The sequence below is a fragment of the Streptomyces sp. NPDC030296 genome, assembly GCF_055572815.1.
The window spans coordinates 353,631-377,789 of record NZ_JBVICQ010000009.1; the positions used below are offsets into that span (position 1 = coordinate 353,631).

Below are 24,159 nucleotides of genomic sequence, written 5' to 3' on the forward strand. Positions count from 1 at the left end.
TCGCGTCGTCCGCCGGCCAACAGTGACGCTCAGCCTCGGAGCTGCTTGATCAGTTCGCAGGTGAGGGAGCGGGCGATCTCCTGGAGGTCCCATTTCCCGCCCCGTACCGCCTGGTTGCTGATCCAGAACACCATCAGGTCGCCGCGCACGGCGTGTACGTTCACGCCGTAGGACCAGTCGTTGCCGCCGGAGTGGGTCGCGAGGCTCGTGTCGGGCATGACGACCCACCCGTACCCGATGGCGTAACCGTCGTAGCCGGGCAGGCCGGTGGGGGAGTGGGCGGTGAACATCGCGGTCCGCGCGTCGCGGTCCAGGAGGGTGCCGTCGGCCAGGGCGCGGTGGAAGCGGTACATGTCGCGGGCGGTGGACAGCAGACCGCCGTTGCCGCGCAGGTTCCAGTACGGGCCGTCGGCGGCCCATCGATGGTCCAGCGGCCGCCCCTGGGAGACGCCCCGTTCGTCGTACTCCACCGCGATCCGCTCCCTGTCCCAGCGCGGCAGGACGTATCCGGTGTCCTTCATGCCGGCGGGAGCGAAGATCTGCTCCGCCAGGAAGTGCTCGTAGTCCATGCCGGAGGCGCGCTCGATGATGGCGGCCAGCAGGCTGTACCCCAGGTTGGAGTAGGAGAACGTCGTGCCGGGCGGGGCGACCAGCTCGGACGTGACCGCTCCGTCGATCATCTCCTGGCGGGAGACCGGATCGTAGTCGTCCCCCAGGGACTCGGGCAGCCCGGAGGTGTGGGTGAGCAAGTGGTGAAGCGTCATCGCGCGCTTGTCCGCGGGGACATGCCCGACGTACTCGCTGATCCGGTCGCTGACCCGCAGCTTTCCCGCCATCTGCAGCTTCATGATCGCCACGGCCGTGAACGACTTGGTCATCGACATGAGGTCGTACACCGTGTCGCAGGTCGCCGGGGTCCCGTGGGCCCGATCGGCCATCCCGTAGCCCGCGCAGTGCGTGATCTCACCGTCGCGGGCGGCGATCACCGTTCCGCTCCCGTCGCGGGGCAGGGACGTGTCGAGGATCGCCTGGACGGCATCGTCCGTGGGATCCGGTGTCGGGTTGGAGGGAGAACCGGTGCCCGGCGGGCGCCGGCCGGCTTCCCCGGCTCCGCTGCTGATACCGCAGCCGGCCGGTACCAGCACCAGCGCGGAAACCAATGCGAACACGACAGGGGCACGGAATGTGGGCAGCCTCATGCAGGGTCCTCGCGTAGCTGCCGACAACGGGCCCGTGAGTTCGCCACGGGACGTCCATGAGGCCGACGCGACGATCGTACAACCCACTTGGCTGCCCGACCCCGGCCCGCCTCACGTTCCCCGCCCCCTCACGCCACACTGACCACGGCCTTGCCACGCGCGTGACCCTCCTCCACGTGGCGCACGCCCTCGGCAGTGTCCTCCAGCCGGTACGTTCGGTCGACGACCGGGCGGAGCTTGCCCGCCTCGATGAGCGCCGTGACGGCGAGCAGGTCCTCGTGGGTGGGCCCGGCCGGGGCGGACGGGAGGATCGGCCGGAGCCGCTGCCGTACGACGGCGTCGACCGCGCTCAGCCGCAGCATGGAGCCCATCGCCCCGAACACGTGGCCGGGCGAACCACCGCCGTTGGCGACGAGGACGCCTGTCGGGGTGAGCGCCCCGCGCAGCCGGCTCAGCGGGCGGTTGCCCACGTTGTCCAGGATCACGTCGTAGTGCCCGCGCCGGTCGGTGAAGTCCTCCCGGCCGTAGTCGACGACATGCGCGGCGCCCAGCGAGCGCACCAGGTCGGCGTTACGGGCGCTGCACACCCCCGTCACCTCCGCGTCCGACGCAGCGGCGATCTGCACGGCGAACGTGCCCACCCCACCGGCGGCCCCATTGATCAGCACACGCTGTCCGGCTCGCACCCGGCCCACGGTACGGATGCCGCGCAGGGCGGTCACCGCCCCCATCGGCACGGCCGCGGCCTCCTCGAAGGTCAGGGCAGAGGGCTTCGGCACCAGCAGGGACGCGGTGGTGCGCGCGTACTCGGCGAAGGCGCCCGGGCAGAACCCCAACACCTCGTCACCGGGCCGCAGTTCGCGTACCTCTGCCCCTACCGCCACCACCTGTCCGGCCGCGTCGATCCCGGCCACCCGGCACTTCGGCCGGGTCAGCCCCACACCTCCCACCAGCCGCGCCACGTACGGGTCGCCCCGCAGCATGTGCCAGTCATAGGGGTTGAGCGCGGCGGCACGCACCCGCACCAGCACCTCGGTGGCCCGGATCTCGGGCCGGTCCACATCGGCCGGCCGCAGCGTCTCCGGCGGGCCGAACCGCTCCTGAACGATCGCCTTCACAGCGCCTCCCCGATGTCTGGTGTGCGCCGTACACCCCATGCCCTGATGACGGCAAGGTAGGTGTACGGCGTACACCAGTCAAGGGGAAAGGTGGCCTGCGGTGAGGAGGGGAGCCTTCGCCTCGGCCGGTCAGGCCGTACGGAGCAGCCGCTCGAGGCCGTCCAGCGTCAGGTCCAGGGCGAACTCGAACTCGAACTGGTCGTCACAGCCCGATCCGACGACGGAATCCGCGTCGTGCGTGACCGCCATGGCCAGTGCGGCGACGTGGGGGTAGCGCGCGGCCATCACCTCCGGCGGCATCGCGTCCGGATCCGGTGCACGGTCGGCCCCCGGGCGGGAGGGGGTGTCCTCGAACAACTCCTGGGAGAACCCCAGGAGGCGGCTGCCCATGACGTGCAGGGCGTGATGGACGAGGTCGAGCGAGAACCCTCCGTCCCGGAACACCCCGATCATCGAGTCCAGGTACTCCATGACCGCGGGGGTCGGCGTGGTCCGCGCCTTGATGCGCGACTCGATGACCTGGGCCGCCCACGGGTGGCGCAGCAGCATGCGACGGGCCGACAGTACGCGCCCGCGAACGGCGGTCTTCCAGTCGGTGTCGCGGGCCGGCGGGTCGATCTCCCGGACAACGGCGTCGATCATGCCGTCCAGCAACTCGTTCTTGTTGGCCACGTGTTTGTAGAGGGCCATGGGCACGACACCGAGGGACTGCGCGATCCCGCGCATGCTCAGCGCGTCGACTCCGCCCTCGTCGGCCAGGGCGACGGCGGCGCCCAGAACCCGCTCCGTGCTCAGAGGCGCCCGAGAGCGCCCGGCGGAGCCGGCCTGCACGGTTCTCTCCACGACTCCCTCTCGTCCGGACAAGGCCCGGAGCCGACGACGGCTTCCGATGACGAAGGTACAGGTTGACGCGTCACATCCGGGCCGGGCCCAGGACTCCGGCCCTATCTCCCCGCGCCGGGCCGGCCAGTACGTCCACGGCGGCCGTGAACAGCCACGGCAGCCGTTGAGCGAGAGGCACCAGCGCCCTGCGAACCGGGGGCACCCGCGTCGCGCCGAGCAGCGCGTGGGTCAGCCACCGGTAGCGCCGCGTGAGCTGGCGCCACTCCCGCTCGTAGCCGGGCACGTCACCTTCGACGACGGCCCGGACGGCCGCCTGTGCCTGCGCGAGCGCCAACGCGATGCCCTCACCGGTCAGGGCGTCGACGTAACCGGCGGCGTCGCCGACGAGCAGCACGCGCCCGGCGGTGCGCGCGCTCGCCTCCTGGCGCAGCGGGCCCGCCCCCCGTACCGGCCCGGCCGGGGCGGATCGGGCCAGCCGCTCCCGCAGTTCGGGGAAGGCGGCGAGGTGGTCGTCGAAGGACCCACGGGCGGCGGTGAGCACCGCGACGCCCACGAGATCGTCGGCCACCGGCGTCACATAGGCCTCCGCGAGCGGAGCCCAGTGCACCTCGACGTGATCGCTCCACGCGGCGAGTTGGTAGTGGCGCCGCAACCCGTGCCGTGATCCGTGCCCCGCCTCGCTTCCCGATCCGTCCCCCACCCCGCTTCCCGCTCCGTGCCGCGAGCGGACCCGGCGTGGCCGGTCGAGCCCCAGGGCCCGGCGGATCGGCGAGTGCAGGCCGTCCGCGGCGACGAGATGGGCGGCGCGGGTGCCGTCGACCCGCACACCGTCCTCGACCTGTTCGACGCGACGCGCGGTGCGCTGCTCGATCCGTACGCCCGCGGCGAGCACCGCCTCACGCAGCGCCGCGTGCAGCGTCGTACGACGTACGCCCCGGCCGGGGCCAGCCGTGAAGTCCGCGTCGACCCGGTGCCGTCCGGCCACATAGCGGATGCCGCGCAGGGCATGGCCGGGCGGGTGAAGGCCGAGTGCCGCCAGGGCGGTGACGGCACCGGGCATCAGCCCCTCGCCGCACGCCTTGTCGACGGTGCCCGCGCGTTGCTCCCACACGGCGACGTCGAGCCCGGCGCGGGCCGCGTGCAGGGCGGTGGCCAGGCCTGCCGGTCCTCCGCCGACGACGAGCAGGTCCATGGGTGCTCTCCCTCAGGTCAGTTGGGCCAGGGCGGCGTCCTCGGTGCGGATGCGGGTGGCGAGCAGAAACCCGTTCAGCGTGGTGAAGGCGACCGCCGTGACCCACGCCGAGTGCACCAGGGGGAGAGCCAGCCCCTCCGCGACGACGGCGACGTAGTTGGGATGCGGGATCCAGCGGTAGGGGCCCACCGCCACGCGCGAGGCGCCCGGCACGACGATCACCCGGGTGTTCCACTGCCGCCCCAGGGTGGCGATGCACCACCGGCGCAACGCCTGCGAGGCCACGACGACGGCGAGCGTCGTCCACGCGAGGACCGCCACGGTGTCCGGCCGGCGCAGCCACACCTCCACGAGCGCGCCGACGAGCAGACCCGTGTGCAGGACCACCATGAACGGGTAGTGCCCCCGCCCGGCCTCGACCCCGCCCCGCGCGAAGCTCAGGGCGGCGTTGCGCCGGGACACGACCAGCTCGGCCACCCGCTCCAGGCCGACCGCCAGCACCAGGACCGTGAACAGGACCTCGCTGCTCACGGCGCACCACCCGGTGCGCGCAGGAGCACGAACTCGGAGCAGAAGCCCGGCCCCATGGCGAGCATGAGCCCGTGGGAGCCCGGCGGGGGCGGACGCTCGGCCAGCGTGTCCGCCAGGACGTGCAGTACCGAGGACGAGGACAGGTTGCCGATCCGGCGCAGCGAGTCCCACGTCATGCGCAGGGCCTCCCGCTCGACCCCGAGAGCCTCCTGCAGCGCTTCCAGCACCTTGGGCCCGCCGGGGTGCGCCACGTACCAGCCGAGGTCCTCGCGGGTCAGCCCGTGGTCGGCGAGGAAGCCTCGGACGTCTTCGCCCACGTGGTGACGGACCAGGTCGGGGACGGAGGGATCGAGCACGATCTTCAGCCCCCCGGAACCCACGTCCCAGCCCATCATGCGCTCCGAGTCGGGATAGAGACGGCTGCGCGACGCGAGGACCTCCGGACGGGCCGGGTCGTCGGACTGCGCGAGCGGGTGCTCGGCGCCCACGGCGACCACCGCCGCCGCGCCGTCTCCGAACAGCCCGCCTGCCACGATGTTGGCGGCCGAGGTGTCGGTGCGCTGCAGCGTGAGCGAGCACAGCTCGACCGACATCAGCACCGCGACCCCGTCCGGGCGACCGCGCAGCAGGTCGTGCAGACGGGCGACACCGGCCGCTCCCGCCACGCAGCCCAGGCCGACCAGGGGCAGGCGCACCACATCGGGACGCAGCCCGATCTCCGCCGCGACCCGGGCCTCCAGCGAGGGGACGGCCAGGCCGGTCACCGTGCACGACACGATGTAGTCGACGTCGGCCGGCGTGAGGCCCACACCCTTGAGCGCGTCCACGGCCGCGCGGGCGCCGAGTTCGACGCCGGCCCGGATGAAGACGTCGTTCGACTGGCCGAAGTCCCCGAGCCGGGCGTACTCCTCCAGCGGGAGCACGGTGTGCCGGGTCTCGACGCACACATTGCGGTGCATCCGTTCGACGACGCCGTGTCGGGCCTTCTCCTCGGCCATCATCGTGGTGGTGATTGACTCGGTGATGTCCTCCTGCCGATGACGATGCTCCGGCAGGACGCCGCGAACGCTGACGATGCGCGTGCTCATGCTGTCTCCCGTTGCTCCCGTTGCTCCCGTTGCTCCCGTTGCTCCTGTGGCTCCTGTAGGTCGTCTGACTTCCAAGACGTCGCGGACGGCTGCCCGGGTCATCCACCGACCGCCAAGAGCAGGAAGACGTCGAGGAGCGCGATGGCCACCGCGACGCGGAACGGAGTGCGGTCGACCAGCGTGAGCAGTGCCAGGACCGTCACCAGGGCGAGCACCGCCCACGCCCACGCGGGCGGCGTACCCGCGGGGCCGAGCACGGCGAGCAGCGAGGCCGCGGACAGCAGCGCGGCGGCAAGGACGCGTGAGCGGCGCTCCCCGATCCGGTGGGGGAGGCCGCGGACACCGGTCCGCTCGTCGTCGGCGAGGTCGGGCAGCGTGTTGAGCAGGTGCGCCCCGACCCCGAGTGTGGCGCTCGCGCCGGTCATCCACAGCGGGGCCCAGCCCCTGGCCGGGGCGGCGAGAGTGACGACCGACGGCAGCGCCCCGAACGCGCAGGCGTACGGCGCCCAGGACCACACGGTCGCCTTGAGCCCCAGGTTGTAGGCGTGGCCCGCACCGGTGGCGAGGGTGGCGTTGAGCAGCGCGCTACGCCAGTCGGCCAGCACGGACAGCACCAGGCAGCCGCATGCCGCCACGACCAGGGCCGTCACCACCCGCCCGACCGGGAGGGCCCCGGTGGCCAGCGGTTTGTCGGCGCGACCGACGGCGCGATCACGACGCAGGTCCAGCAGATCGTTGCCCCAGCCGATCGTGAGCTGACCGGTGAACACCGCCGAGGTGACGGCGACGACGTCGAACGGGCGCAGCTCGGCACGCAGGGCGAGCAGGGCCGCGACAGCGGTGACCGCGAGCACGGGCCCGCCGTGGGCGGCGACGAGCAGCGCGGGCACGGACGGCGATCCGGGGCGCGCCGGAACCGTACGGGCGGTCACGGGCATCGCAGCACCTCGACCGGTCCGGCACGCGTGATCACCAGGGACATACAGGAACGCTGCCACGCCACCCGCCCGCTCACACGAGGCGGTCCGGCATTCGGCGGACGCCCCGACGAACACCGCCACCTGTCTTCCCGCCCGACGACGACGCAGAATAGGACCATGGACAGGGACGTCCTCACGGTCTCGGGCGTGCGGGACAGGCTCGGCAGAGCACTCTTCCGGCGCGTCGCGGGGCCGGACGGTCCCGCGAACCGTGCCCGCATCCACAACACACCGGGCCCGCGCTGGTTCGGCCCGGAGCGGCCCATCCGCGTCGTGCACGGCGACGCCTCCATGTTCATCGGCGGACTGCGGGCCCTGCTGCTGCAGTCCCTGCACCCGCTGGCCATGGCCGCCGTGGCCGCCCACTCCGGGTATCGCGGCGACCCCTGGGGACGACTGCAACGCACCAGTACGTTCCTGGCCGTGACGACCTTCGGAACCGCCGACGACGCACGCAGCGCCGTCGAACGGGTCCGCGCGATCCACGAGCGGGTCAGGGGGACGACGACGGAGGGCGAGCACTACCTGGCCGCCGACCCTCATCTGCTCGAATGGGTGCACATCACCGAGACGGACAGCTTCCTCCGCGCTCACGAACGCTTCGGGGCGCGGACCCTCTCCGCCGCCGACTACGACGCCTACGTGGCCGACACGGCGAAGGTGGCGACGGCCCTCGGGGTACCGGACCCGCCCCGCACCCGGGCGGAACTCGACGCGCGCCTCGCCGCGTACCGTCCGGAACTCCGTGCCACACCGGAGAGCAGGGCGGCCGCACGCTTCCTGCTGATCCACCCACCGCTGCCGCTCGCCGCCCGGCCCGCCTACGCCCTGCTCGCCGCCAACGCGGTGACCTCCCTCCCGGAGTGGGCCCGCACCCTGCTGGGCCTCCCTCACCTCCCCGGCCTGGAGGGCGTCGCGATACCGCTCACGGGCCACGCCCTGACGAGAGCGATCAGGTGGAGCATGCGGCCCCCGGCCTAGCGGGTGGGGTCCGAACCGTACAGCCGTGCAGCACCGCGGCTCGGTGTCCGCACCGGCACCGCCCCGCTTGCGCGCTCCGCGCGGCGACGGCAGTGCCGCTTTCGCCCACAACGCGTCCTGAGCGCTACCCCGCCCCGGAGGCCACTCCGTCGTCGACGGGCACGCCCAGACGGCCCGCCACCGTGGTGAGCGCCGCTCCCAGCGGGAGGGCGACCCGGGTGACGGCGTGCCGGTCACCCCGGGTGGCGTCCCGGTTGACGATCAGTACGGGCGTCCCGGCCTCGGCCGCCTGGCGGACGAACCGGAGCCCCGACATCACCGTCAACGAGGAGCCCAGGACCAGCAGGCACGCCGCCCGGCGGACCAGGGAGCGGCAGTGCTCGACACGCTGTGGCGGAACGGCCTCCCCGAAGAACACCACGTCCGGCTTGAGGATGCCGCCGCAGGCGACGCACGGCACGACACGGAAGTCCCCGACCTGCTCGTGGGTGAGATCGGCGTCGCCGTCCGGGTTGATCCCGGCGGCCACCGGGGCGAAGCCCTCGTTGGCCTCCTCCAGCCGCCGGGCGAGTTCCCGGCGCGGACTGAGCGCACCGCAGGAGAGGCAGACGACCCGGTCCAGGCTCCCGTGCAGTTCCACGACCGCCTCACTGCCGGCGGCCTGGTGCAGACCGTCGACGTTCTGGGTGATCACACCGGAGAGCAGGCCGTGCCGCCCGAACGCGGCCACGGCACGGTGCCCGGCGTTGGGGCGTGCGCGGCCGAAGGTGCGCCAGCCGAGGTGGCTGCGAGCCCAGTACCTGCGCCGCGCCTGGGCGCTCGCCGTGAAGTCCTGGTAGGTCATCGGGGTGTGCCGGCTCAGGCTGCCGCCCTCGCCGCGGTAGTCGGGGATGCCCGACTCCGTGGAGATGCCCGCCCCGCTGAGCACCAGCACACCACCGGAGGCCAGGGCGTCGGCGACGGGTCCGAGATCCGTGGTGCCCGGCGGAAGGTCCTCGGCGGGAGACCAGCTCAAGGTGGGGCGCATGCGCATGCCGCCCAGGGTACGAAACATGCCGTCGCCGACGTCTCCCCGTCGAAGTGCCGTCGATCCCCGTCGAATCCCCGGCGAACGCCTCGTCGCGTACCCGGTCTGCCCGCACACCGGCCGGAACCACCCACCGCTCCCTCGTCGTCTAGTGCGCTGACTGTGCGCGAAGAGGACCATGGGGGACGTTGTGGCGCGGAACGTGACAAAGGCCGGACTTGTGGTGATGGCCATGCTGACGGTGCTCGGGGCCTCGGCCTGCGGCGGTGAAGCCGGTGCGGCGGCCGAGGGGGGCCGCGGGACGTCCCGCACGGGGGAGTCCTCGGCGCACACCGGGGACGGGGCGCCGTCCGGCGCGGCCTCGACCTCGCCGGACATCGAGGGAAAGTCGTCCGGGCTGGCGCAGACCGCGGCGTCGCCCCTCACCCGGAAGGTGCCGTGGAACCTGGACATCCTGGACCAGCGCGCGCGGCCCTTGAACGGCAGGTTCACCACCAAAGTCACGGGTAGGGGCGTTCACGTCTATGTGATCGACACGGGGATGGACATCTCCCACAAGGAGTTCGGCGGACGCGCTCACCGCGGAGCCGACTTCGTCGGTCCGAAGGACTCCGGTGACTGCTTCGGCGATGAGGGCGTCGGCCACGGCACCTTCGTCGCGGGCGTGATCGGTGGGGCGAAGTACGGCGTGGCGCCGAAGGCGGAACTCGTACGCGTCCAGGGCATCCTCTGCGAGAGCGACGGCGGCGGCTCCCGGGCGGCGGCGGAGGCCGCCCTGGTGAAGTCGGTCAAGTGGGTCACCGCCCACGCGCAGAAGCCCGCGGTGGTCAACATGTCACTCAACCTCGACCGCCGGTCGGCGGCCCTGGACGCCGCGGTGAAGAAGATGGTCGACGCGGGGATCCCGACGGTGGTGTCGGCCGGCAACTTCCGCGACGACGCCTGCAAGCACTCCCCGGCCGGCGTCCGCGGCACGATCGTGGTCGCGGCCTCCACCTCGAAGGACCGGGTCTGGAACGACACGGCCTCCCATGGATCGGGTTACGGGCGGTGCGTGGACCTGTACGCCCCCGGCCAGAAGGTCACCGCAGCCCTCGCCGGCGGCGGTACGGTCACGGAGGAGTTCGGCGCGACGTCGTGGGCCGCGCCGCACGCGACCGGCGTGATCGCGCTGTACCTGTCGACCCATCCCCGGGCCACGGCCGACGAGGTGCACGTCTGGCTCGACCGTACGGCCACCCGTGGCGTCGTACGGGGCGTCCGCGCCGACACCCCCAACCGACTTCTCAACACCGGGGGCATCTGACCCACCGATCACAGGTCTGGGCGTGGGTGCGCGGGCCGGCTGCCGCTCCAGGGGCCGGGTCAGGTCAGGGGCGCGGCACTGTAGTCGTGGAAACAGGAGTAGGTGAAGCTGCTGTTCGCCGCGACGGGTGGGAAGTCCATGACGCCGTAGTGGAAGTGATCGAGCGTCGTCTCGCTGCGGTCCAGCCGGACGTCCACCGGGTACTGTTCCGCGCCGCCGCGGTTCAGGCACGAGGTGCGGGGGTCCCGAAGGTCTCTCCTTCCGGTGGAGGCGAACACCAGCTGGAGGCCGCTGGATGTGCGGGCCGTCGAAAGGATCACGGCGAAGTACTCGTCGCTGTAGCGGGAGATGCTGACGTGCGGCACGCGCGCCGTGCCCAGGTCGACCGCCGAGTAGTCGCTTCGGCAGGAGTACCGCAGGGCGTACCTTCCCGATACGAGCAGGGGAAAGGTCAGGGTCCCGTCGAAGGCGCCGGGCCGGGCCGTTTCCGCGTGTTGCGCGAACGGATGCACGGTGAACGTCCCGTCCGAACCCTGCACTTCGAGGCACGTGGTGTTCGCCTCCCGCAGGTCCGTCTTTCCCCTGGCGTGCAAGGCCACGGTGAGTTGGTGTCCTTGCGGGGCCACGGAGGTGACCGTGGCCGCGTATCCCGGCTCCCGGTAGCGGGAGACGCCCAGTGCGCCTCGGGTGAACGCGGGCCGCCGCGGCGGCGAGGCCGAGGGTTCCCGCACGGACTCCGCCGGAGTGCGGGCGGGGGAGGGGGTGGTCCGGGGCGGGGTGGCGGTGGATTTCGGCTTGTCCTCGAAGGGCCGAGCGGAAGCCGTGACGGTGACAGTCGCCCCGGGCGTCGTGTCTCCCACCCCGAGCCCGGCACCGGAGTCACCGTCCTGCCGCGTCAGCAGCACACCCGCCACGACCAACAGGCCCGTCACCAGCGCAAGCCCCACGGTGAGGGCCGGCCTTCTCCCTGCAGGCAACGCGGGCGCGGGCGCGGGGATTCGTGAACCGGGCATCGCGGTGGTGTCGACGCGAGGGAAGTCCGCGGTGGCCGTGGGCTGCTGGTCCATCCGGCCGGGGTCGAACGCGGTCGCCGGGTGCGTGACGGCCCGCAGAGACTCCGAACTCCGGCGTACGGAAGAGAAGACGGGGGCCGGGAGCCATGGACGTCCGCTCTGACGATCGGGGAGCGGACGGCCCGCCAGCATGCCGGGGACCTCGGCCGGGAAGGGCCGGTCGGCGGGATCGCGGGCGAGGCACTTGCTTACGACGGTGCGCAGATCCTGCGGCAGGGACGCCAGTGCGGGGGTACGGCCCTCGATGACATCGGCAGCGGGCGACTGGCGTTCCGAGGAGCCCACGCCCGGGCCCGCCGTCTCGGTGAGGAGGACACCGAGGGAGAACATGTCGCTGAGCGGGCCCACGGTCCGGCCCAGCAGTTGCTCGGGGGAGGCGTAGGCGGAGGTTCCGACGAACTGTCCCGTCGAGGTCAGTCCGGCCTGCCGCACCGGCCGAGCGACCCCGAAGTCGACCAGGCGGGGTCCACTTTCGGAGAGGAGGACATTGGACGGCTTGACGTCGCGATGCACGATGCCCGCGGCATGGATCGCGCCGAGTGCCTCCGCGATGCCCGCTGCCAGAACCCGCACACTGTCGGCCGGCAGCGGACCGTGGGAGGCCAGGACCTCCGCGAGGGTGGGGCCGAGTACGAGTTCCGTCGCCAGCCAGGGCACTTCCGCGTCGGGACCGAAGTCGACGAGCTGCGCGATGTATGAGCTGCGGACGCTGCGGGCTACCTCGATCTCACGGGCGAAGCGTTCCCGGTAACCGGGCACCTTCGACAGCTCGGGCCGGATCGTCTTGAGTGCCACGAGCCGCGTACCACCCATCACGCGAGCGAGGTACACGCGGCCCATGCCGCCGGAGCCCAGACGACCCATCACTTCGTACGGCCCCACGCGCTCGGGATCGACCCCGTACCGAAGCGGCTCCACCACGCTGCACCCCACCCGTCCGTCGACGTCCCCGGAGACGACCACGCCGTCCACCGGGAAGCCGTGACCGATGGTCCAGGTGGGCCACGCACGCAGCAGGCGGGCAGGCCGTGCTGCCGAACCGGCTCACCATGGGAGCCGGAGATACATTCTGACGATCCACACCCCCCCGCCACAGGGCGCGCGGCGGCGCGACCGGGCGCACGGAGACGGGTGAGCGCTCCCGTGATCGTGCTCGGGGGCCGTGCGGTCCCCACTGATGAATGCAGCCGGGCCACACGACCCCAAGTACGTGTGGAGGGAAACCCGCGAACTGCGCGGGCGGTCAGACCGAATGGACCCCACTGTCCGGGCCCACGCGCGCACGCACGCCGTCCGCCGCCGACGTCCCGCGGGAGTGGAAATCCCCGCGGCGGCCGCCACCGACGAGGCCGCCCGCGCCGGAAAGCCGGATCCCTAGGAGCCCAGCACTTCGCCGTACTCGATGGCGCCGTTGGGCAGCGCGAAGCCGAAGGGGGTGAGCGACTTGCCCTGCGGGTACGTCTCCTCGGTGCTGGTCGGCACGAACCAGACGCCACCCGACCTGGGATCCCCGGCGTTCTCCCCGGGCGCGCTCACCGCGGTGTCCCACAGACCGTCGCGGTTGTAGTCACCGACGGCCACCTGGGCGCCGAACCGGTCGCCGGCCTCGGCCGTGCCCGGCATGTTCGGGGTGCTCTGGCTGCGGGCCAGACCGCCGTAGAGGCCCTTCTCCGTACCGTTCATGACGACGTACCCGCCCGCGTCCTTCACGGTGCCCACGTCCTCACCGGGCACACCGACCACCAGCTCGGGACGGCTGTCGCCGTTCAGGTCACCGGCGGACAGCGCGGCGCCGAAGTCGTCGCCCTGCTCGGCGGCACCGCCGACGTCCGGGCTCGACTGCGTGACGCAGTCGTGCTCGGCGCCGAACTTCGCCGTCTTCGACCCCTTGAGAAGGAGCACCGCACCGCCGAGCCGGTCCTCGCAATGCGTCGTCTCCGTCTCGGGGTTGGGCTGTACGAGCCCGACGGCGAGGTCGTCGGTGCCGTCCTGGTCGAAGTCGGCGGCGGTGAGCGCGCTGCCGCGGTCGGCGTCGCTCCACCACTGGGCGGGCTCGGCCTGGTCGTCCCACCGCGTGATGAAGGTTCCGGAGTCCTCCAGAGCCCGCCACGTGGTGGCGAGGTCGTCCCGGCCGTCACCGTCGAAGTCGCCGGTGGCAAGGGCACTGGTGCGGCCGCCCATGCTGTACCTGCGCAAGGTCGTGGGTGTCACCGGGTCGGCGGTGAGCGGGCCCGCCCGGAACCGGAGCGCGCCGTGCTCCTCGCCGTTCTCGCCGTACACGAGGTCGGTGTCGCCGTCGCCGTCGTAGTCACCGGTGGCCATGGTGCTGCCGATGCTGCTGTACTCGGACGTGCCCCTGGCCACGGTGGTGCCCTTGACGTTCCATCCCGAGCCGTCCAGAACGGTGAGGGTGCCCTCGTCCTTGAGCTGGTCCGAGGTGAGCGACTCGCCGCTCGCGCCGACGACGAGCTCGAAGACGCCGTCGCCGTTCACGTCGACAGGGGCCAGGGAGGAGCCGAAGCGGTCGCCCGCCTCGGGCGTTCCGGGTACGCCGGTCTCCGCCTGGCTGATGACGCCGGTGGACTGGCTCGGGCTCTGCGGCCCGCCGAAGATCACGCTGACGTAGCCGGCCTTGGCCTTGCCGTCCACGGTGGCGTCGGGCATACCGACCGCGATGTCCGCGTATCCGTCGCCGTTGAAGTCGAACCGCGGAGTCGTCGCGGCCGCGGCGCTCCCGGCGAGCGGCAGGGTCAGGCCGGTCGCGGTGAGTGCCGCTACGGCGGCGGTGGCGGCCAAGGTGCGTGCGCGCACGGTGAACTCCCCTAGTCAGAGCAGAGAATGAGCTCGAAGGCTTACGGGGATGTGACTCACGAGGTGTACGAACGGTTGTGTGAAGGTTGCCGCCCGGTTCTAGGACACTGATCTCCCCTGGGACGGAAACTGGTGCATCTCCACACTCCGAGCCCGACCGAGCCACGTGAGGGTGGCCCCCACTTGTGGGGGTGCTTGGCGCTGCCGACCTCGTCTCGCCGATGCGGCCGAGGTCGGATCAGGGCCGGATCACGACGACGGGGTCCCCGACGCCGATGGTGCCCGGCGCGGTCACGGTGCCCAGTGCGTCCAGACGCAGGTCATGCGCCTTCGCGATCGTCTTCAACACGAGCGGCGAGTGCGGCAGCCCTTGCTGGGACTCATTGACCATGACGCAGCGCTCGCTGGAGCGTACGAACGTGACGCACACCGTGCCGCCGATGCGGACCGTGGAACCAAGCCACCGGTCCTCCACGAAGGCGGGTGTGCCCGGTGGTGTGCGGATGAGGAGGTTGGGCCGGAAGCGGCGCTCGTCGACCGCGGTTCCCGCGAGGGCGGTGCGCATCCAGTCGAGGGTGGCGGTGCTCAGCACGCTCAGCGGAAGCTGGTCGAAGTGCGAGACGGACCCTTCACGGGCCACCTCGAGGTCCTGGCGCCGGAGGTAGCGGCGCAGGTAGGCGGTGGCATCGGCCACCGGCACCCCGTCCGGGTCCAGCAGCTCGGGCTCCCCCAGGCGTTCCGCTTGCGGGTAACGGGAGCGCAGCCGGAGCAGGCCGGGCATCCTTCGGAACCGGCGGGTGTTCTTGCCCGAGCCGAACCTGCCCTCGGCGTCCCGTACCGCATACAGCCGGTCACCCAGCAGACCCCGCTCGTCCAGGTGGGCCGACTCCAGCCGTTCTCCTCCCGTGGACTTGATCGGGTACCGCCAGATCCGCTCGACGGTGCCCAGTCTCATCCCCGCCCCTTTCCCGACCGACGGCCGGCTCGACATCTCGTGAACACTCAGTTGGCTTCCGCGGCCACACGCAGACCGAAGCCGACCAGTACGACGCCCGTCAGGCGCTCCAGCGCGATGCGCACGCGCGGCCGTTCGAAGAAGGAGCGGGCCGCGGACACCGCATGGGCCACACATGCCAGCCAGGCGAGGCTCAACACCGCGTGCGCCAGCACCAGCAGACCCATGCCCGCCGCCGCGGGCAGACCGCCCGGGGCCAGGGCGGGGAGCAGCCCGATGTAGAAGACAGCGATCTTGGGGTTGAGCACGTTGGTCACCAGGCCGGTCCAGTACCCGTTCCCCACCCGCGTCGTCCGGTGGGATGCCTTCAACGGCACGCCGTGGCGGGCTCTGAACAGAGCGCGCGCCCCCAGGAAGAGCAGATACGCCGCTCCCAGGAGCTTGACCACGACGTACGCCTCAGCAGAGGCTGCCAGAACCGCCGCAAGCCCGACCACGCAGAACACGCCCCACACCAGCAACCCGGTGGCGACGCCCGCCGCGACACGGGCGGCCTCACCGCGGCCGGAGGCGATCGCGTGCTGGGTGACGACCGCCATGTCAGGACCCGGTACCACCGTCACCAGGGCGAGCACGCCGATCACCCCGACCATCTGCACCCCCACGGGCCCAACTCCCCACGCTTCGATCACGGTCAGGACTCCTCGGTGTCGTCAGGCCCAGCACCGGCACTGGCCGTGGCCCATCGCAGGGCCTCCGTCACGGCGGCGGGGATGTCCTGCACGGGGAACAGCACATGCCGGACCGTCCCGTCCGGCCCGACGACGAGAATCAGCCGCTTCAGGCGCAGCCGGCCCGCCCCACGGAACGTCGGCAGCCGCAGGGCCGCGGCCAGCCGTTGCCCGGCATCGGAGAGCAAGGGGAAAGGCACTGCTTCGGCGCGCGCGAAATCGGCCTGCTCGTGCGGAAGTTGGGTGCTCACCCCGCGCACCTCCACCCCCGCCCGCTGAAAGTCGGGCCAGGCATCGTTGAACAACCGGTTCTCCAGCGTGCACCCGACGGCTCCGGGGATGGGTTCGTCCCACTCGACCCCCGTGCCGGGATACGTGAACAGGACGGTCCCGGCACAGTCCGGCGCGACGACGGGCAGATCGACGCCGTGCGTGCTGGGCAGTACGAGCCCCTCCGGCATGCGCGTGCCGATCTGGGCGTGCACGCGAGCGTGTTCCGCGCCGTCCGGTGCCGCCGCCCCGGTGACCGTTCCGTCCCCGAGCACCCACCGGTCACCCCAGTCCTGCATCGCGACCAGCAGCGGCAACAGCGCTGCCCCGGCGTCGGTGAGCACGTACTCGTAACGGTCCGGACGGCGCTGGTAGAGACTGCGGCGCAGCACGCCCCGCTCGACGAGCCGGGCCAGGCGCTCGGCGAGAACCTTGCGGGAGAGACCGAGTTCGCCGGCGAGTGCGTCGAAACGCAGATGCCCGCGAGCGATCTCGCGCAGCACGAGCACGTTCCACCAGTCGCCCATGACCACGGCGGCCTGGGCGATGCCACAGGTCTCATCCGCCCGATGCATCTTCATGCCGACATTGTAAGTTCCTTTTCGGAACTCACTATGCTGCAGAACACCGCGCATCGCCAGGCACACACCCGCACATGACCTCGGAGGGGCATCGCGAGGGGAGAGCGAAGGTGGTCGGTCGGCGGCCGGTGCTGAGCGTGGGGCTTGGGGGCGGGCGCCGCAGGGCGCGGCCGGACGAAGGCCGCCTTCGACCTCGACGCCGTGAGCATCGCCACTGGGGGAGACGTGGAGCGTGCCCGGCACCCCGGCCGTGGCAACTCGTCCAATTCCTGGGCCGACGACCGCTCCCGGGTCACCAAGTGCTGTGCGGCAGAGTTCGGTTTCGCGAGAGTGTGGGTCAACGCCGTCAGCCCCGGCCCTATCCGCCCCGAGGTCCACTCTGCCGTCCTGCCGTCCTGCCGTCCTGCCGTCGACGGTCGGCGGCTCGCTGCCCGTCGACAGCGAGCCGCCGCGCGAGCCTGCCCTTGTCAGCCGCCCTCCGACCACACCACACCGGCCTCGGGCAGGGGGAAACGAAGGACGCCCGCAGGATCAGGGCCTGCCACGGTCTGGCATGGTGCGGGCGGGCAGGTCGGATACAGGGGGCCAGGGCATCACCCGTGCGAGTTCGCGGCGTATGCGTTCGGCCTCACCGCGCACCTGAGCGGGGATGTCGCCACGCTCGTCGACGAGGCGGCTGAAGATGGGGGTCTCTTGAAACACGGCGGGACGTTGCTCTCTTTCAACTTCCGGCCGACGGTGCGGGGCCGGTGGGGTGGCTTACTACTGCGGGTGCGGCCGGTGACAGGCCATACCCGATGCACCCTACGGCCCGGCGCTGACATTGATGTTGCCAGGCAGGTCCTGATGGCCGTGGCCTGGGCACGGACTGACGTCCTGCCGGGCGGCCGAGCGACTGTTCTGCCCGGCTGCCGCGACCTGCTCTCATGGCTCAGGCCGGGCGGAGTCGACTCTCACGTGAAGTTCACCGCCACGGCCCGCCCGGTATGCCGCGACAGTGGCCTTTCCCTGACGCCCAAGGCCAGTTGACGGGCAGACAGTTTGCCGAAGCGGGTGGACGGGGGCCGTCGCCCGAGCCTGGGCCGCGGATGAGGCGGTGAAGGCGTGGCCGCTGCCGAACGGTTTCACCGGCAGCCCGTCCTCGGCCGCCTGGCGCGCGACGGCGCAGAGCCCTGACGAGACGGTCGCCGCGATGATCCGCCCGAAGCCCGACCGTCACCTGCTCACCTGTGAGCCGGCCGAAGGGCTGCACCACCGCCGAGGACTACTGGTGGGTGGCCGGCCGCTCGGTGGAGTTCCACCACCGCAAGCCCAGCACGGGCTGGCGGTGGGAGCCCCGGCTCATCTCCGCCAACGACACCAGGGACGGTGCCACGTACGACCTGTGGATCGGCTGACGGTCAACCACGGACGGGGTCGCGTGGGCCGCTCGTTGCGGTCCGCGGGGCCCCGTCGTCGGTCTTGCCGTCGTCCTCGTCCGTGACCGGGGCCGCCCGTGGTCCCGTCAGGAGGTGGGTGAGGGCGAAGCCCGCACCGACGACCGCGGCCCCTCCGGCGGCGTCGAGGATCCAGTGGTTGCCGGTGGCGACGATCGCGGCGACGGTGAACGTCGGGTGCAGCAGGCCGAGGGCCTTCATCCACCAGCGGGGCGCGACGATGGCGATGGTGAGCCCGCACCACAGGGACCAGCCGAAGTGCAGCGAGGGCATCGCCGCGTACTGGTTGGCGACCTCGGTGAGGGTGCCGTAGTCGGGCTTGGAGAAGTCCTGGACGCCGTGGATGGTGTCGATGATGCCCAGGCCCGGCATCAGCCGGGGCGGCGCCAGCGGGTACACGAAGAAGCCCACCAGCGCCAGGACCGTGGTGAAGCCGATCGCGGTGCGGGCCCAGCGGTAGTCGGCGGGGCGGCGCCAGTACAGGATGCCGAGGACGGTCAGCGGCACCACGAAGTGGAACGACGTGTAGTAGAAGTCGAAGAAGTCCCGCAGCCAGCCCACCCGCACCACCGCGTGGTTGACCCCGTGCTCGATGTCGAGGAACAGCGCCTTCTCGAGCCCGAGGATCTGCCGGGCGTGCTCCTCGGCCACGGCCCGGCTGCCGGCCGCCTGAAGCCGGGTGCGCTGGTAGGCGGCGTACGTGACACGGATCAGCAGCAGTTCCAGCAGCAGGTTGGGGCGGGTGGCGACCCGGCGCAGCAGCGGCGCCCAGCTGAAGCGGGTCTGCGCCTTCGGCACGTATTCGGTGGGGATCGGGTGTTGGTAGTACTGCGAGGTGCGGGACAAGAACGGCACCACCAGCGCCGAGGCGAGCGCCGCCAGCAGGACCACGTTGTCGCGCACCGGGTACAGGACACCGACGTTCGGCACCATCATCTTCGCCGGCAGCGTCATCACCAGCACCACCGCCACCGGCCACACATACCGCGACGAGGCCCGCTTGCCGACCCGGCCGACCGCCGCCACCAGCACCCACAGCAACTGGTGCTTCCACGACGTCGGCGACACCACGACCACGACACAGCCGGTGATCGCGACAGCGAGCAGCAACTGCCCGTCACGGGCGTAACCGATGGCCCGGCGCATCCCCAACACAGCGAAGGCCGTGGCGAGCGTGAAGAAGACCGCGATCTCCGCCGTGCCTTCAAGGCCGAGCCGCAGCAGCGCCCCGTGCAGCGACTGGTTGGCGAGATCGTCCGCCCGGCCACCCAAACCCACACCCGCCAGATGGTGCACCCAGTAGGCGTACGAGTCGTACGGCAGCGCCACCCAGGCCAGCGCGGTGACGCCGGCGAAGGTGACACCGGTACTCACGGCGACCCGACGACGACCGGTCAACCACAGCAACGCCACGAACAACAGCAGAGCCGGCTGGAAAGCCGCCGCCACCCCTATGAACACACCGCTGGCACGCTCACCGCGCACCGCGAAACAGCCCGCCAGGACCAGCAGCACGGGAATGATGCTGGTCTGGCCCAGGTAGAGCGTGTTACGGACCGGCAGCGACAGCATCAGCAAAGCCACCGCGACGGGCGCCGCGAGCAGGGCCGTTCGACGGGTGACCGGCTGCGGCAGCGCACGGGCGGCGACCAGACCGAGCGCGACAACCAGCAGCAGAGTCCCGAACGTCCACCCCCAGCCGAGCGCCTGTTCGGCCGCACGCGTCAGCGGCTTGAGGACGAACCCGCCGAACGGAGTACCCGTGAACCGCGTCGAGTCATACAACGACCCCGACACATGCAGAACGCCGTCCGGCCCGACCCACGTCTCCAGATCCGTCAGCCGCTCACTCCTCGGCGCACGCAACACCACCGCGACCTGCCGCACCGCCAAGACCGCCACGACCAACCACAGCACGGCACGAACCGTCCCCCAACGAGCCGCCACCCCCGTCCCGACAGCACCACCCGGCCCGCCCTGGTCCGCGTTCGCCACGCCCTGTCGTCCCTCCCGCCCCGTTCGCCGACCCATGAAGAGGCTTGCAGCGCTCCCGTGAGGAGACGCGGACAACCCTCGCTCGCCGTGCCGGTTACGCCGCTGCACGCTTCTTCTTACCTTGCGCAAGATCCCGTCGATCATCTGTCGGCGATCCCTCCACCTGCTGAGCAGCAGGTACGGCCGCAACTGTTCTCAATCGGCATCCGCCAGACCGCCCCGCCTCATATCCACACCAACCACCCGAACGTGCTATAGCCACATGAATCGATCTGATAGGCCCTAAGTGCGCATCACGCCGGCCTGTTGTGCGGTGAGGAAGACGTCGGACCCGTTGTCCATCCCGCTCGCGATGCGGGTGGCGATGGGGTGGAACCGGGAGGCTTCGGTGATGGCGATGAGGTAGCGCAGCATGCCGCGCGCCTGGGCGGTGCGGTCGGTGCCGCGGGTGCCGAGATCCGCGAGGCTGTTCTCAAGGCTGGACTCGCTCAGATTGACGGCGGTCAGCGACTGGTTCGCGACGCGGACGAGGGCGTCGTAGCCCTCCTCGCCGACGAACCAGTCGTCCTCGCCGGCGTCGTGCTTGCGAGGGATATCAGGGGAAAGGTTCAGGACGAAGTTGTGCGGAGTGTCGCTGGAGGAGAACCGCACGACGTGGAAGTCGCTGAGCCGTACAGTCGCACGCACCGTGGGGGTGTGGTTGTCGCTGCTGATCACAATGTCGGCGAAACCCCGGCTTTCGGTGCCGTCCGTGACGGCGGCGAGGTTCATCCCGGTGCCGGCGTTGGATGTGTCGCGGCCCTCAGCGGAGAGTTCAGCGAGGTTCCGCAGTTGGTCGAGCATTGTGAGGTACGCGCCTGAGCCGCGGCTGATGTTCCAGTGGAGCCGTGGGAAGCCGGTGTGCTTCGTGCCGACGGTGGTCTCGGTGCTGGTCGTCGTACGATCCGCGGCCGTCGAGTCCGGCCTGTGGCTGTCCATCCAGTGCAAGAGGATCACCAGGAATCCGAGAAGGATGGACAAGGCGACCACGGCCAGGACGCTGGTGGGCAAGGTGTGCTCCGGACTGTTCGACGTGCAGCAATCTCACTCACGCTCACAGCCGGAAGATTGTTTGGCAGGCCCCTTTTGCCGCCGCATACAACTCCAGAGGGGCGGTCGCGGAACTGGCCGCGCAGTCCGGCTCAGTATCGACACCTTGAGGAACATCGGCGGGCGCCACGTCAGTGCAGGACGGCACCGGCGCACGGCGGTAAGGGGTGGCGGTGACGGCCAGGCCACGACAGTGTGAAACGGGCCGCAGGAGTCGTACGTGCAGCAGTTGGTATCAGCGACCGGCAGAAAGCCTTCATCCAGGTGGAGGACTACCGCGCCCCGCAGTGGCCCGACAGCGAGCACCCCAAGCAGTTCCACCTCGGCTTCGAAGTCGACGACATCGAGGCCGAACAACGCCGCGTTCTGGCCCTTGGCGCGACCTTGCAGCGGGACTGCACCGGCCCCGACGGCTACGGCTTCCGCGTCTACGCCGACCCCGTCGGCCACCCCTTCCTGCCTCTGCCGCAACAAGGGTGTCATCTGGAGGCACGGATCCGCTGGCTGCGGGTCGTCGACCGGACACGGCCTAGGTGCATTGATCACGAGCGTTGTTAACGGTTGCTGGGCTTGATCATGGCGAAGACCTCCGGTGTGGTGGAGCTGTCTAGGACTGCACCGCACGGAGGTCTTCGTGTCCCACCTTAATGCCCGGCTGACCGTTCACGGCAGGCGGTTGCTCGTCGAGCGTGTCCGCACCGGGCGCCCTGTCGCCCATGTTGCCGCCGAGATGGGCATCTCCCGGGTCACCGCTCACAAGTGGATGCGTCGCTGGCGGACCGAGGGCGAGCAAGGGCCGCACGACCGGTCCAGCCGTCCCCGCACGACACCGCACCGCACCTCGGGGGTGTAGGCGAGGTTGATCTCGGACGCCAGCCCCTGGTAGCGGACTCCAGGCCGGAGGCCTTGCTCACCGCGTCGCCGGAGGCCGTGTTGTTGGTGAGCGTAACGCTGGTGCCGTTGCGGTTCTTGCGGCAGCGGGTCGTCCCCGACGTCGTCTGCGTCGCCAAGACCACGGGCAACGGGCAGGCCCCTCGGCGCCGTCATCACGTCCAAGGCGGTCGCCGACCGGTACCGCGGCCAGGGCTGCTTTGTTTACTCCTCCACTGGCGGCAGCCCCGTCTCCAGCGTCGTGGCCCTCACCCAACTCGGCCACCCCCGCTGACGCCACGTTCCGGTGGAGGAGGGCAGCCCCCGCAGCGCGGCACGCTGCGGTGGGACTGCCCCCTTCCCGCCGGAGGTCTCCCCGCGCACCAGCAGGCTGGTTACGCCAGAGACGTCCACTTCTGGTTGTTCTGGCCGTTGCAGGTCCACAGGATCAGCCGGGTCCCGTTCGCGGTGGCGGCCCCGTTGACGTCGAGGCACAGCCCGGCGTTGACGTTGCGGATCGAGCCGTCGGCCTGCGTGGTCCACTTCTGGTTGTTCTGGCCGTTGCAGGGCCAGATGATGACCGGTGTGCCGTTGGTGGTGCCCTGGTTGTTGGCGTCCAGGCACTTGTCGCCGAAGACGCGGATCTCACCCCCGGCCCAGGTGGTCCACAGCTGGTTGGCGGCGGTGTGGCAGTCCCAGATCAGCGTCGCCGTCCCGGCCGCGGTGCTGCCGCCCTCCACATCCAGACAGCGGCCGGATCCGGTACCGCGCAGACGTGCCGTGGTGGAGGCCAGCGGGCTGCCGCCGCTCATCTTGTACACGGCGACACCGTGCGCCGGAACGCTCGCGGAAATCTGACCCGACGTGCTGGACGTGCCGCCGGTCCACAGGTCGGTGAGGGTGAACGACCCACCACTGAGGCCGACTTGTGCGGCGTTGGTGGTGATCGTGGCGGTGCTGTCGCCCCGGTTGAACAGGCCCACGGCGACCGAGCCGTCGGACAGGCGCTTGGCGAAGACCTCGGTGGCGCCGTCGTCGCGCACCCGGCGCCCGCCCGCGCCCAGCGAGTCCTGGTTCACCGCGAGGAGGCGGGGGTTGCGGAGGATCGCGCTCACGTCGGCGGACATCGTGCGGATGTCGTTGCCGGCCATGAGGGGAGCCGAGAGCAGCGACCACAGGGCGAAGTGGGACCGGGCCTCGGTCAGCGACAGACCGGGACGCCCGACAACCAGCATGTCGGGGTCGTTCCAGTGTCCCGGGCCCGACTGCGCGGCCAGCGGCGCGGTGATGTCCAGGACGTTCCCGACGCCCATCGGGTAGCTGTTGGTGTTGTTGTTCTGCCAGATGTCGAGCAGGTCCTCGGTCGTCCGCCACAGGTCGGCGACCTGGCCCCAGTCGTAGGAGGCGCCGGTGGGGGCGTGGAAGCTGTTGGAGTTGATGCTGTAGACGATCGGGCGGCCGGTTGCGCGCAGGGCGTCGCGCATGGTCGTGAACTGTGCGACCTGCTCGGCGAGTGTGCCGCTGCCGGAGCACCAGTCGTACTTGAGGTAGTCCACGCCCCAGGATGCGAACGAGGCGGCGTCCTGTGCCTCGTGCCCCTTGCTGCCGGTGGAGCCCGGGTAGGTGCCCACGCCCTGGGCGCACGTCTTCTCGTTGGGTGCCTGGTAGATGCCGAACTTCAGGCCCTTGCTGTGGATGTAGTCGCCCAGCGCCTTCATGCCGCTGGGGAACTTGGTCGGGTTGGCCCGGAGGTTGCCCGCGCTGTCACGCTGCGGGTCGAACCAGCAGTCGTCGACGACGACGTACTGGTAGCCGGCGTCCTTCATACCGGAGGACACCATCGCGTCGGCGGCCTGGCGGACCTGTGCCTCGGTGATCCCGCATCCGAAGCTGTTCCAGCTGTTCCAGCCGAGGGGTGGGGTGAGCGCGGGGCTGCCCGGCGCGGCCTCGGCGACCGAGCCGGCGGAGGCGGTGACGCAGGCGGTGAGCGTCAGCGCGGTAGCTGTGAGGAGACGTAGCAGTCGCGTCTGCAAGGGGGCCATGAGGGGGGATCCTTCCTGGCCCGCACAGCGGAAGCCGCTGT

The 24,159-nt window shown here is 71.1% G+C and carries 19 protein-coding genes and 2 pseudogenes; 5 read left to right on the plus strand and 16 right to left on the minus strand.

The annotated features are described in order from the left end of the window. Nucleotides 1-29: 29 nt before the first annotated feature. The 7 genes from ACZ4Z3_RS26845 to ACZ4Z3_RS26875 all read right to left on the minus strand — a co-directional run bounded on the left by ACZ4Z3_RS26845 (nt 30) and on the right by ACZ4Z3_RS26875 (nt 6,909). Entirely contained in the window at nt 30-1,199 is a 1,170-nt protein-coding gene (locus ACZ4Z3_RS26845) for a serine hydrolase domain-containing protein (protein WP_468503403.1), read from the minus strand. Between the two features lie 128 nt (nt 1,200-1,327). Continuing rightward, nucleotides 1,328-2,317, minus strand: coding sequence for an NAD(P)-dependent alcohol dehydrogenase (locus ACZ4Z3_RS26850; RefSeq protein WP_468503404.1), 990 nt, complete (start codon nt 2,315-2,317; stop codon nt 1,328-1,330). Nucleotides 2,318-2,446: 129 nt separating this feature from the next. Continuing rightward, nucleotides 2,447-3,160, minus strand: a complete 714-nt coding sequence (locus tag ACZ4Z3_RS26855; RefSeq protein ID WP_468503405.1) for a TetR/AcrR family transcriptional regulator C-terminal domain-containing protein — start codon at nt 3,158-3,160, stop codon at nt 2,447-2,449. A 70-nt stretch (nt 3,161-3,230) separates the two neighbouring features. Then, nucleotides 3,231-4,352, minus strand: coding sequence for an NAD(P)/FAD-dependent oxidoreductase (locus ACZ4Z3_RS26860; protein ID WP_468503406.1), 1,122 nt, complete (start codon nt 4,350-4,352; stop codon nt 3,231-3,233). Between the two features lie 12 nt (nt 4,353-4,364). Next, nucleotides 4,365-4,883 (minus strand): isoprenylcysteine carboxyl methyltransferase family protein, encoded by a 519-nt coding sequence (locus ACZ4Z3_RS26865; RefSeq protein WP_468503407.1) that lies wholly within the window; start codon nt 4,881-4,883, stop codon nt 4,365-4,367. Continuing rightward, a complete protein-coding gene (locus tag ACZ4Z3_RS26870) occupies nt 4,880-5,971 on the minus strand; it encodes a type III polyketide synthase (protein WP_468503408.1) in 1,092 nt (363 codons plus the stop codon). Before ACZ4Z3_RS26870 ends, ACZ4Z3_RS26865 begins: the two co-directional genes overlap by 4 nt. A gap of 98 nt (nt 5,972-6,069) precedes the next feature. After that, nucleotides 6,070-6,909 (minus strand): UbiA family prenyltransferase, encoded by an 840-nt coding sequence (locus tag ACZ4Z3_RS26875; protein ID WP_468503409.1) that lies wholly within the window; start codon nt 6,907-6,909, stop codon nt 6,070-6,072. Nucleotides 6,910-7,068: 159 nt separating this feature from the next. Here ACZ4Z3_RS26875 and ACZ4Z3_RS26880 point away from each other — a divergent pair, with 159 nt between their 5' ends. Next, on the plus strand, nt 7,069-7,932 hold the full coding sequence (locus ACZ4Z3_RS26880; RefSeq protein WP_468503410.1) for an oxygenase MpaB family protein: 864 nt from the start codon (nt 7,069-7,071) through the stop codon (nt 7,930-7,932). 124 nt (nt 7,933-8,056) lie between these two features. Here ACZ4Z3_RS26880 and ACZ4Z3_RS26885 read toward each other — a convergent pair whose 3' ends face one another. Then, nucleotides 8,057-8,965 carry an NAD-dependent protein deacetylase gene (locus tag ACZ4Z3_RS26885; protein WP_468503411.1) on the minus strand — a complete coding sequence of 303 codons (909 nt, stop codon included), beginning with the start codon at nt 8,963-8,965 and terminating at the stop codon, nt 8,057-8,059. A gap of 172 nt (nt 8,966-9,137) precedes the next feature. Between ACZ4Z3_RS26885 and ACZ4Z3_RS26890 the strand changes: the two genes are divergently transcribed. Continuing rightward, nucleotides 9,138-10,265, plus strand: a complete 1,128-nt coding sequence (locus ACZ4Z3_RS26890; protein ID WP_468503412.1) for a S8 family peptidase — start codon at nt 9,138-9,140, stop codon at nt 10,263-10,265. A 59-nt stretch (nt 10,266-10,324) separates the two neighbouring features. On the opposite strand, the gene ACZ4Z3_RS26895 is transcribed toward ACZ4Z3_RS26890, so the two are convergent. From ACZ4Z3_RS26895 to ACZ4Z3_RS26915, 5 genes are all read right to left on the minus strand, one after another. Further along, nucleotides 10,325-12,202 (minus strand): serine/threonine-protein kinase, encoded by a 1,878-nt coding sequence (locus ACZ4Z3_RS26895; RefSeq protein WP_468503490.1) that lies wholly within the window; start codon nt 12,200-12,202, stop codon nt 10,325-10,327. Between the two features lie 510 nt (nt 12,203-12,712). Continuing rightward, a complete protein-coding gene (locus ACZ4Z3_RS26900; protein ID WP_468503413.1) occupies nt 12,713-14,149 on the minus strand; it encodes an FG-GAP repeat protein in 1,437 nt (478 codons plus the stop codon). Nucleotides 14,150-14,387: 238 nt separating this feature from the next. Next, nucleotides 14,388-15,104 carry an MOSC domain-containing protein gene (locus ACZ4Z3_RS26905; RefSeq protein WP_468503414.1) on the minus strand — a complete coding sequence of 239 codons (717 nt, stop codon included), beginning with the start codon at nt 15,102-15,104 and terminating at the stop codon, nt 14,388-14,390. A 47-nt stretch (nt 15,105-15,151) separates the two neighbouring features. Beyond that, nucleotides 15,152-15,757, minus strand: coding sequence for a LysE family translocator (locus ACZ4Z3_RS26910; RefSeq protein ID WP_468503491.1), 606 nt, complete (start codon nt 15,755-15,757; stop codon nt 15,152-15,154). Nucleotides 15,758-15,798: 41 nt separating this feature from the next. Further along, a complete protein-coding gene (locus ACZ4Z3_RS26915) occupies nt 15,799-16,686 on the minus strand; it encodes a winged helix-turn-helix transcriptional regulator (protein WP_468503492.1) in 888 nt (295 codons plus the stop codon). A gap of 1,229 nt (nt 16,687-17,915) precedes the next feature. On the opposite strand from ACZ4Z3_RS26915, the gene ACZ4Z3_RS26920 reads away from it, so the two are divergent. Next, a complete protein-coding gene (locus ACZ4Z3_RS26920; protein ID WP_468503415.1) occupies nt 17,916-18,083 on the plus strand; it encodes a hypothetical protein in 168 nt (55 codons plus the stop codon). 3 nt (nt 18,084-18,086) lie between these two features. On the opposite strand, the gene ACZ4Z3_RS26925 is transcribed toward ACZ4Z3_RS26920, so the two are convergent. Further along, complete coding sequence (locus ACZ4Z3_RS26925) at nt 18,087-20,153, minus strand: bifunctional glycosyltransferase 87/phosphatase PAP2 family protein (RefSeq protein ID WP_468503416.1); 2,067 nt, start codon at nt 20,151-20,153, stop codon at nt 18,087-18,089. Between the two features lie 246 nt (nt 20,154-20,399). Continuing rightward, a complete protein-coding gene (locus tag ACZ4Z3_RS26930; protein ID WP_468503417.1) occupies nt 20,400-21,167 on the minus strand; it encodes a ribosome-inactivating family protein in 768 nt (255 codons plus the stop codon). Between the two features lie 288 nt (nt 21,168-21,455). Here ACZ4Z3_RS26930 and ACZ4Z3_RS26935 point away from each other — a divergent pair. After that, nucleotides 21,456-21,780: pseudogene (locus ACZ4Z3_RS26935) on the plus strand (VOC family protein); the annotation flags it as partial. Between the two features lie 60 nt (nt 21,781-21,840). Next, nucleotides 21,841-22,047 (plus strand): annotated as a pseudogene (locus ACZ4Z3_RS26940) (leucine zipper domain-containing protein); the annotation flags it as partial. Nucleotides 22,048-22,471: 424 nt separating this feature from the next. Here the strand turns inward: ACZ4Z3_RS26940 and ACZ4Z3_RS26945 are convergent. Continuing rightward, nucleotides 22,472-24,118, minus strand: coding sequence for a glycoside hydrolase family 27 protein (locus ACZ4Z3_RS26945; RefSeq protein WP_468503418.1), 1,647 nt, complete (start codon nt 24,116-24,118; stop codon nt 22,472-22,474). Between the last annotated feature and the right edge of the window lie 41 nt (nt 24,119-24,159).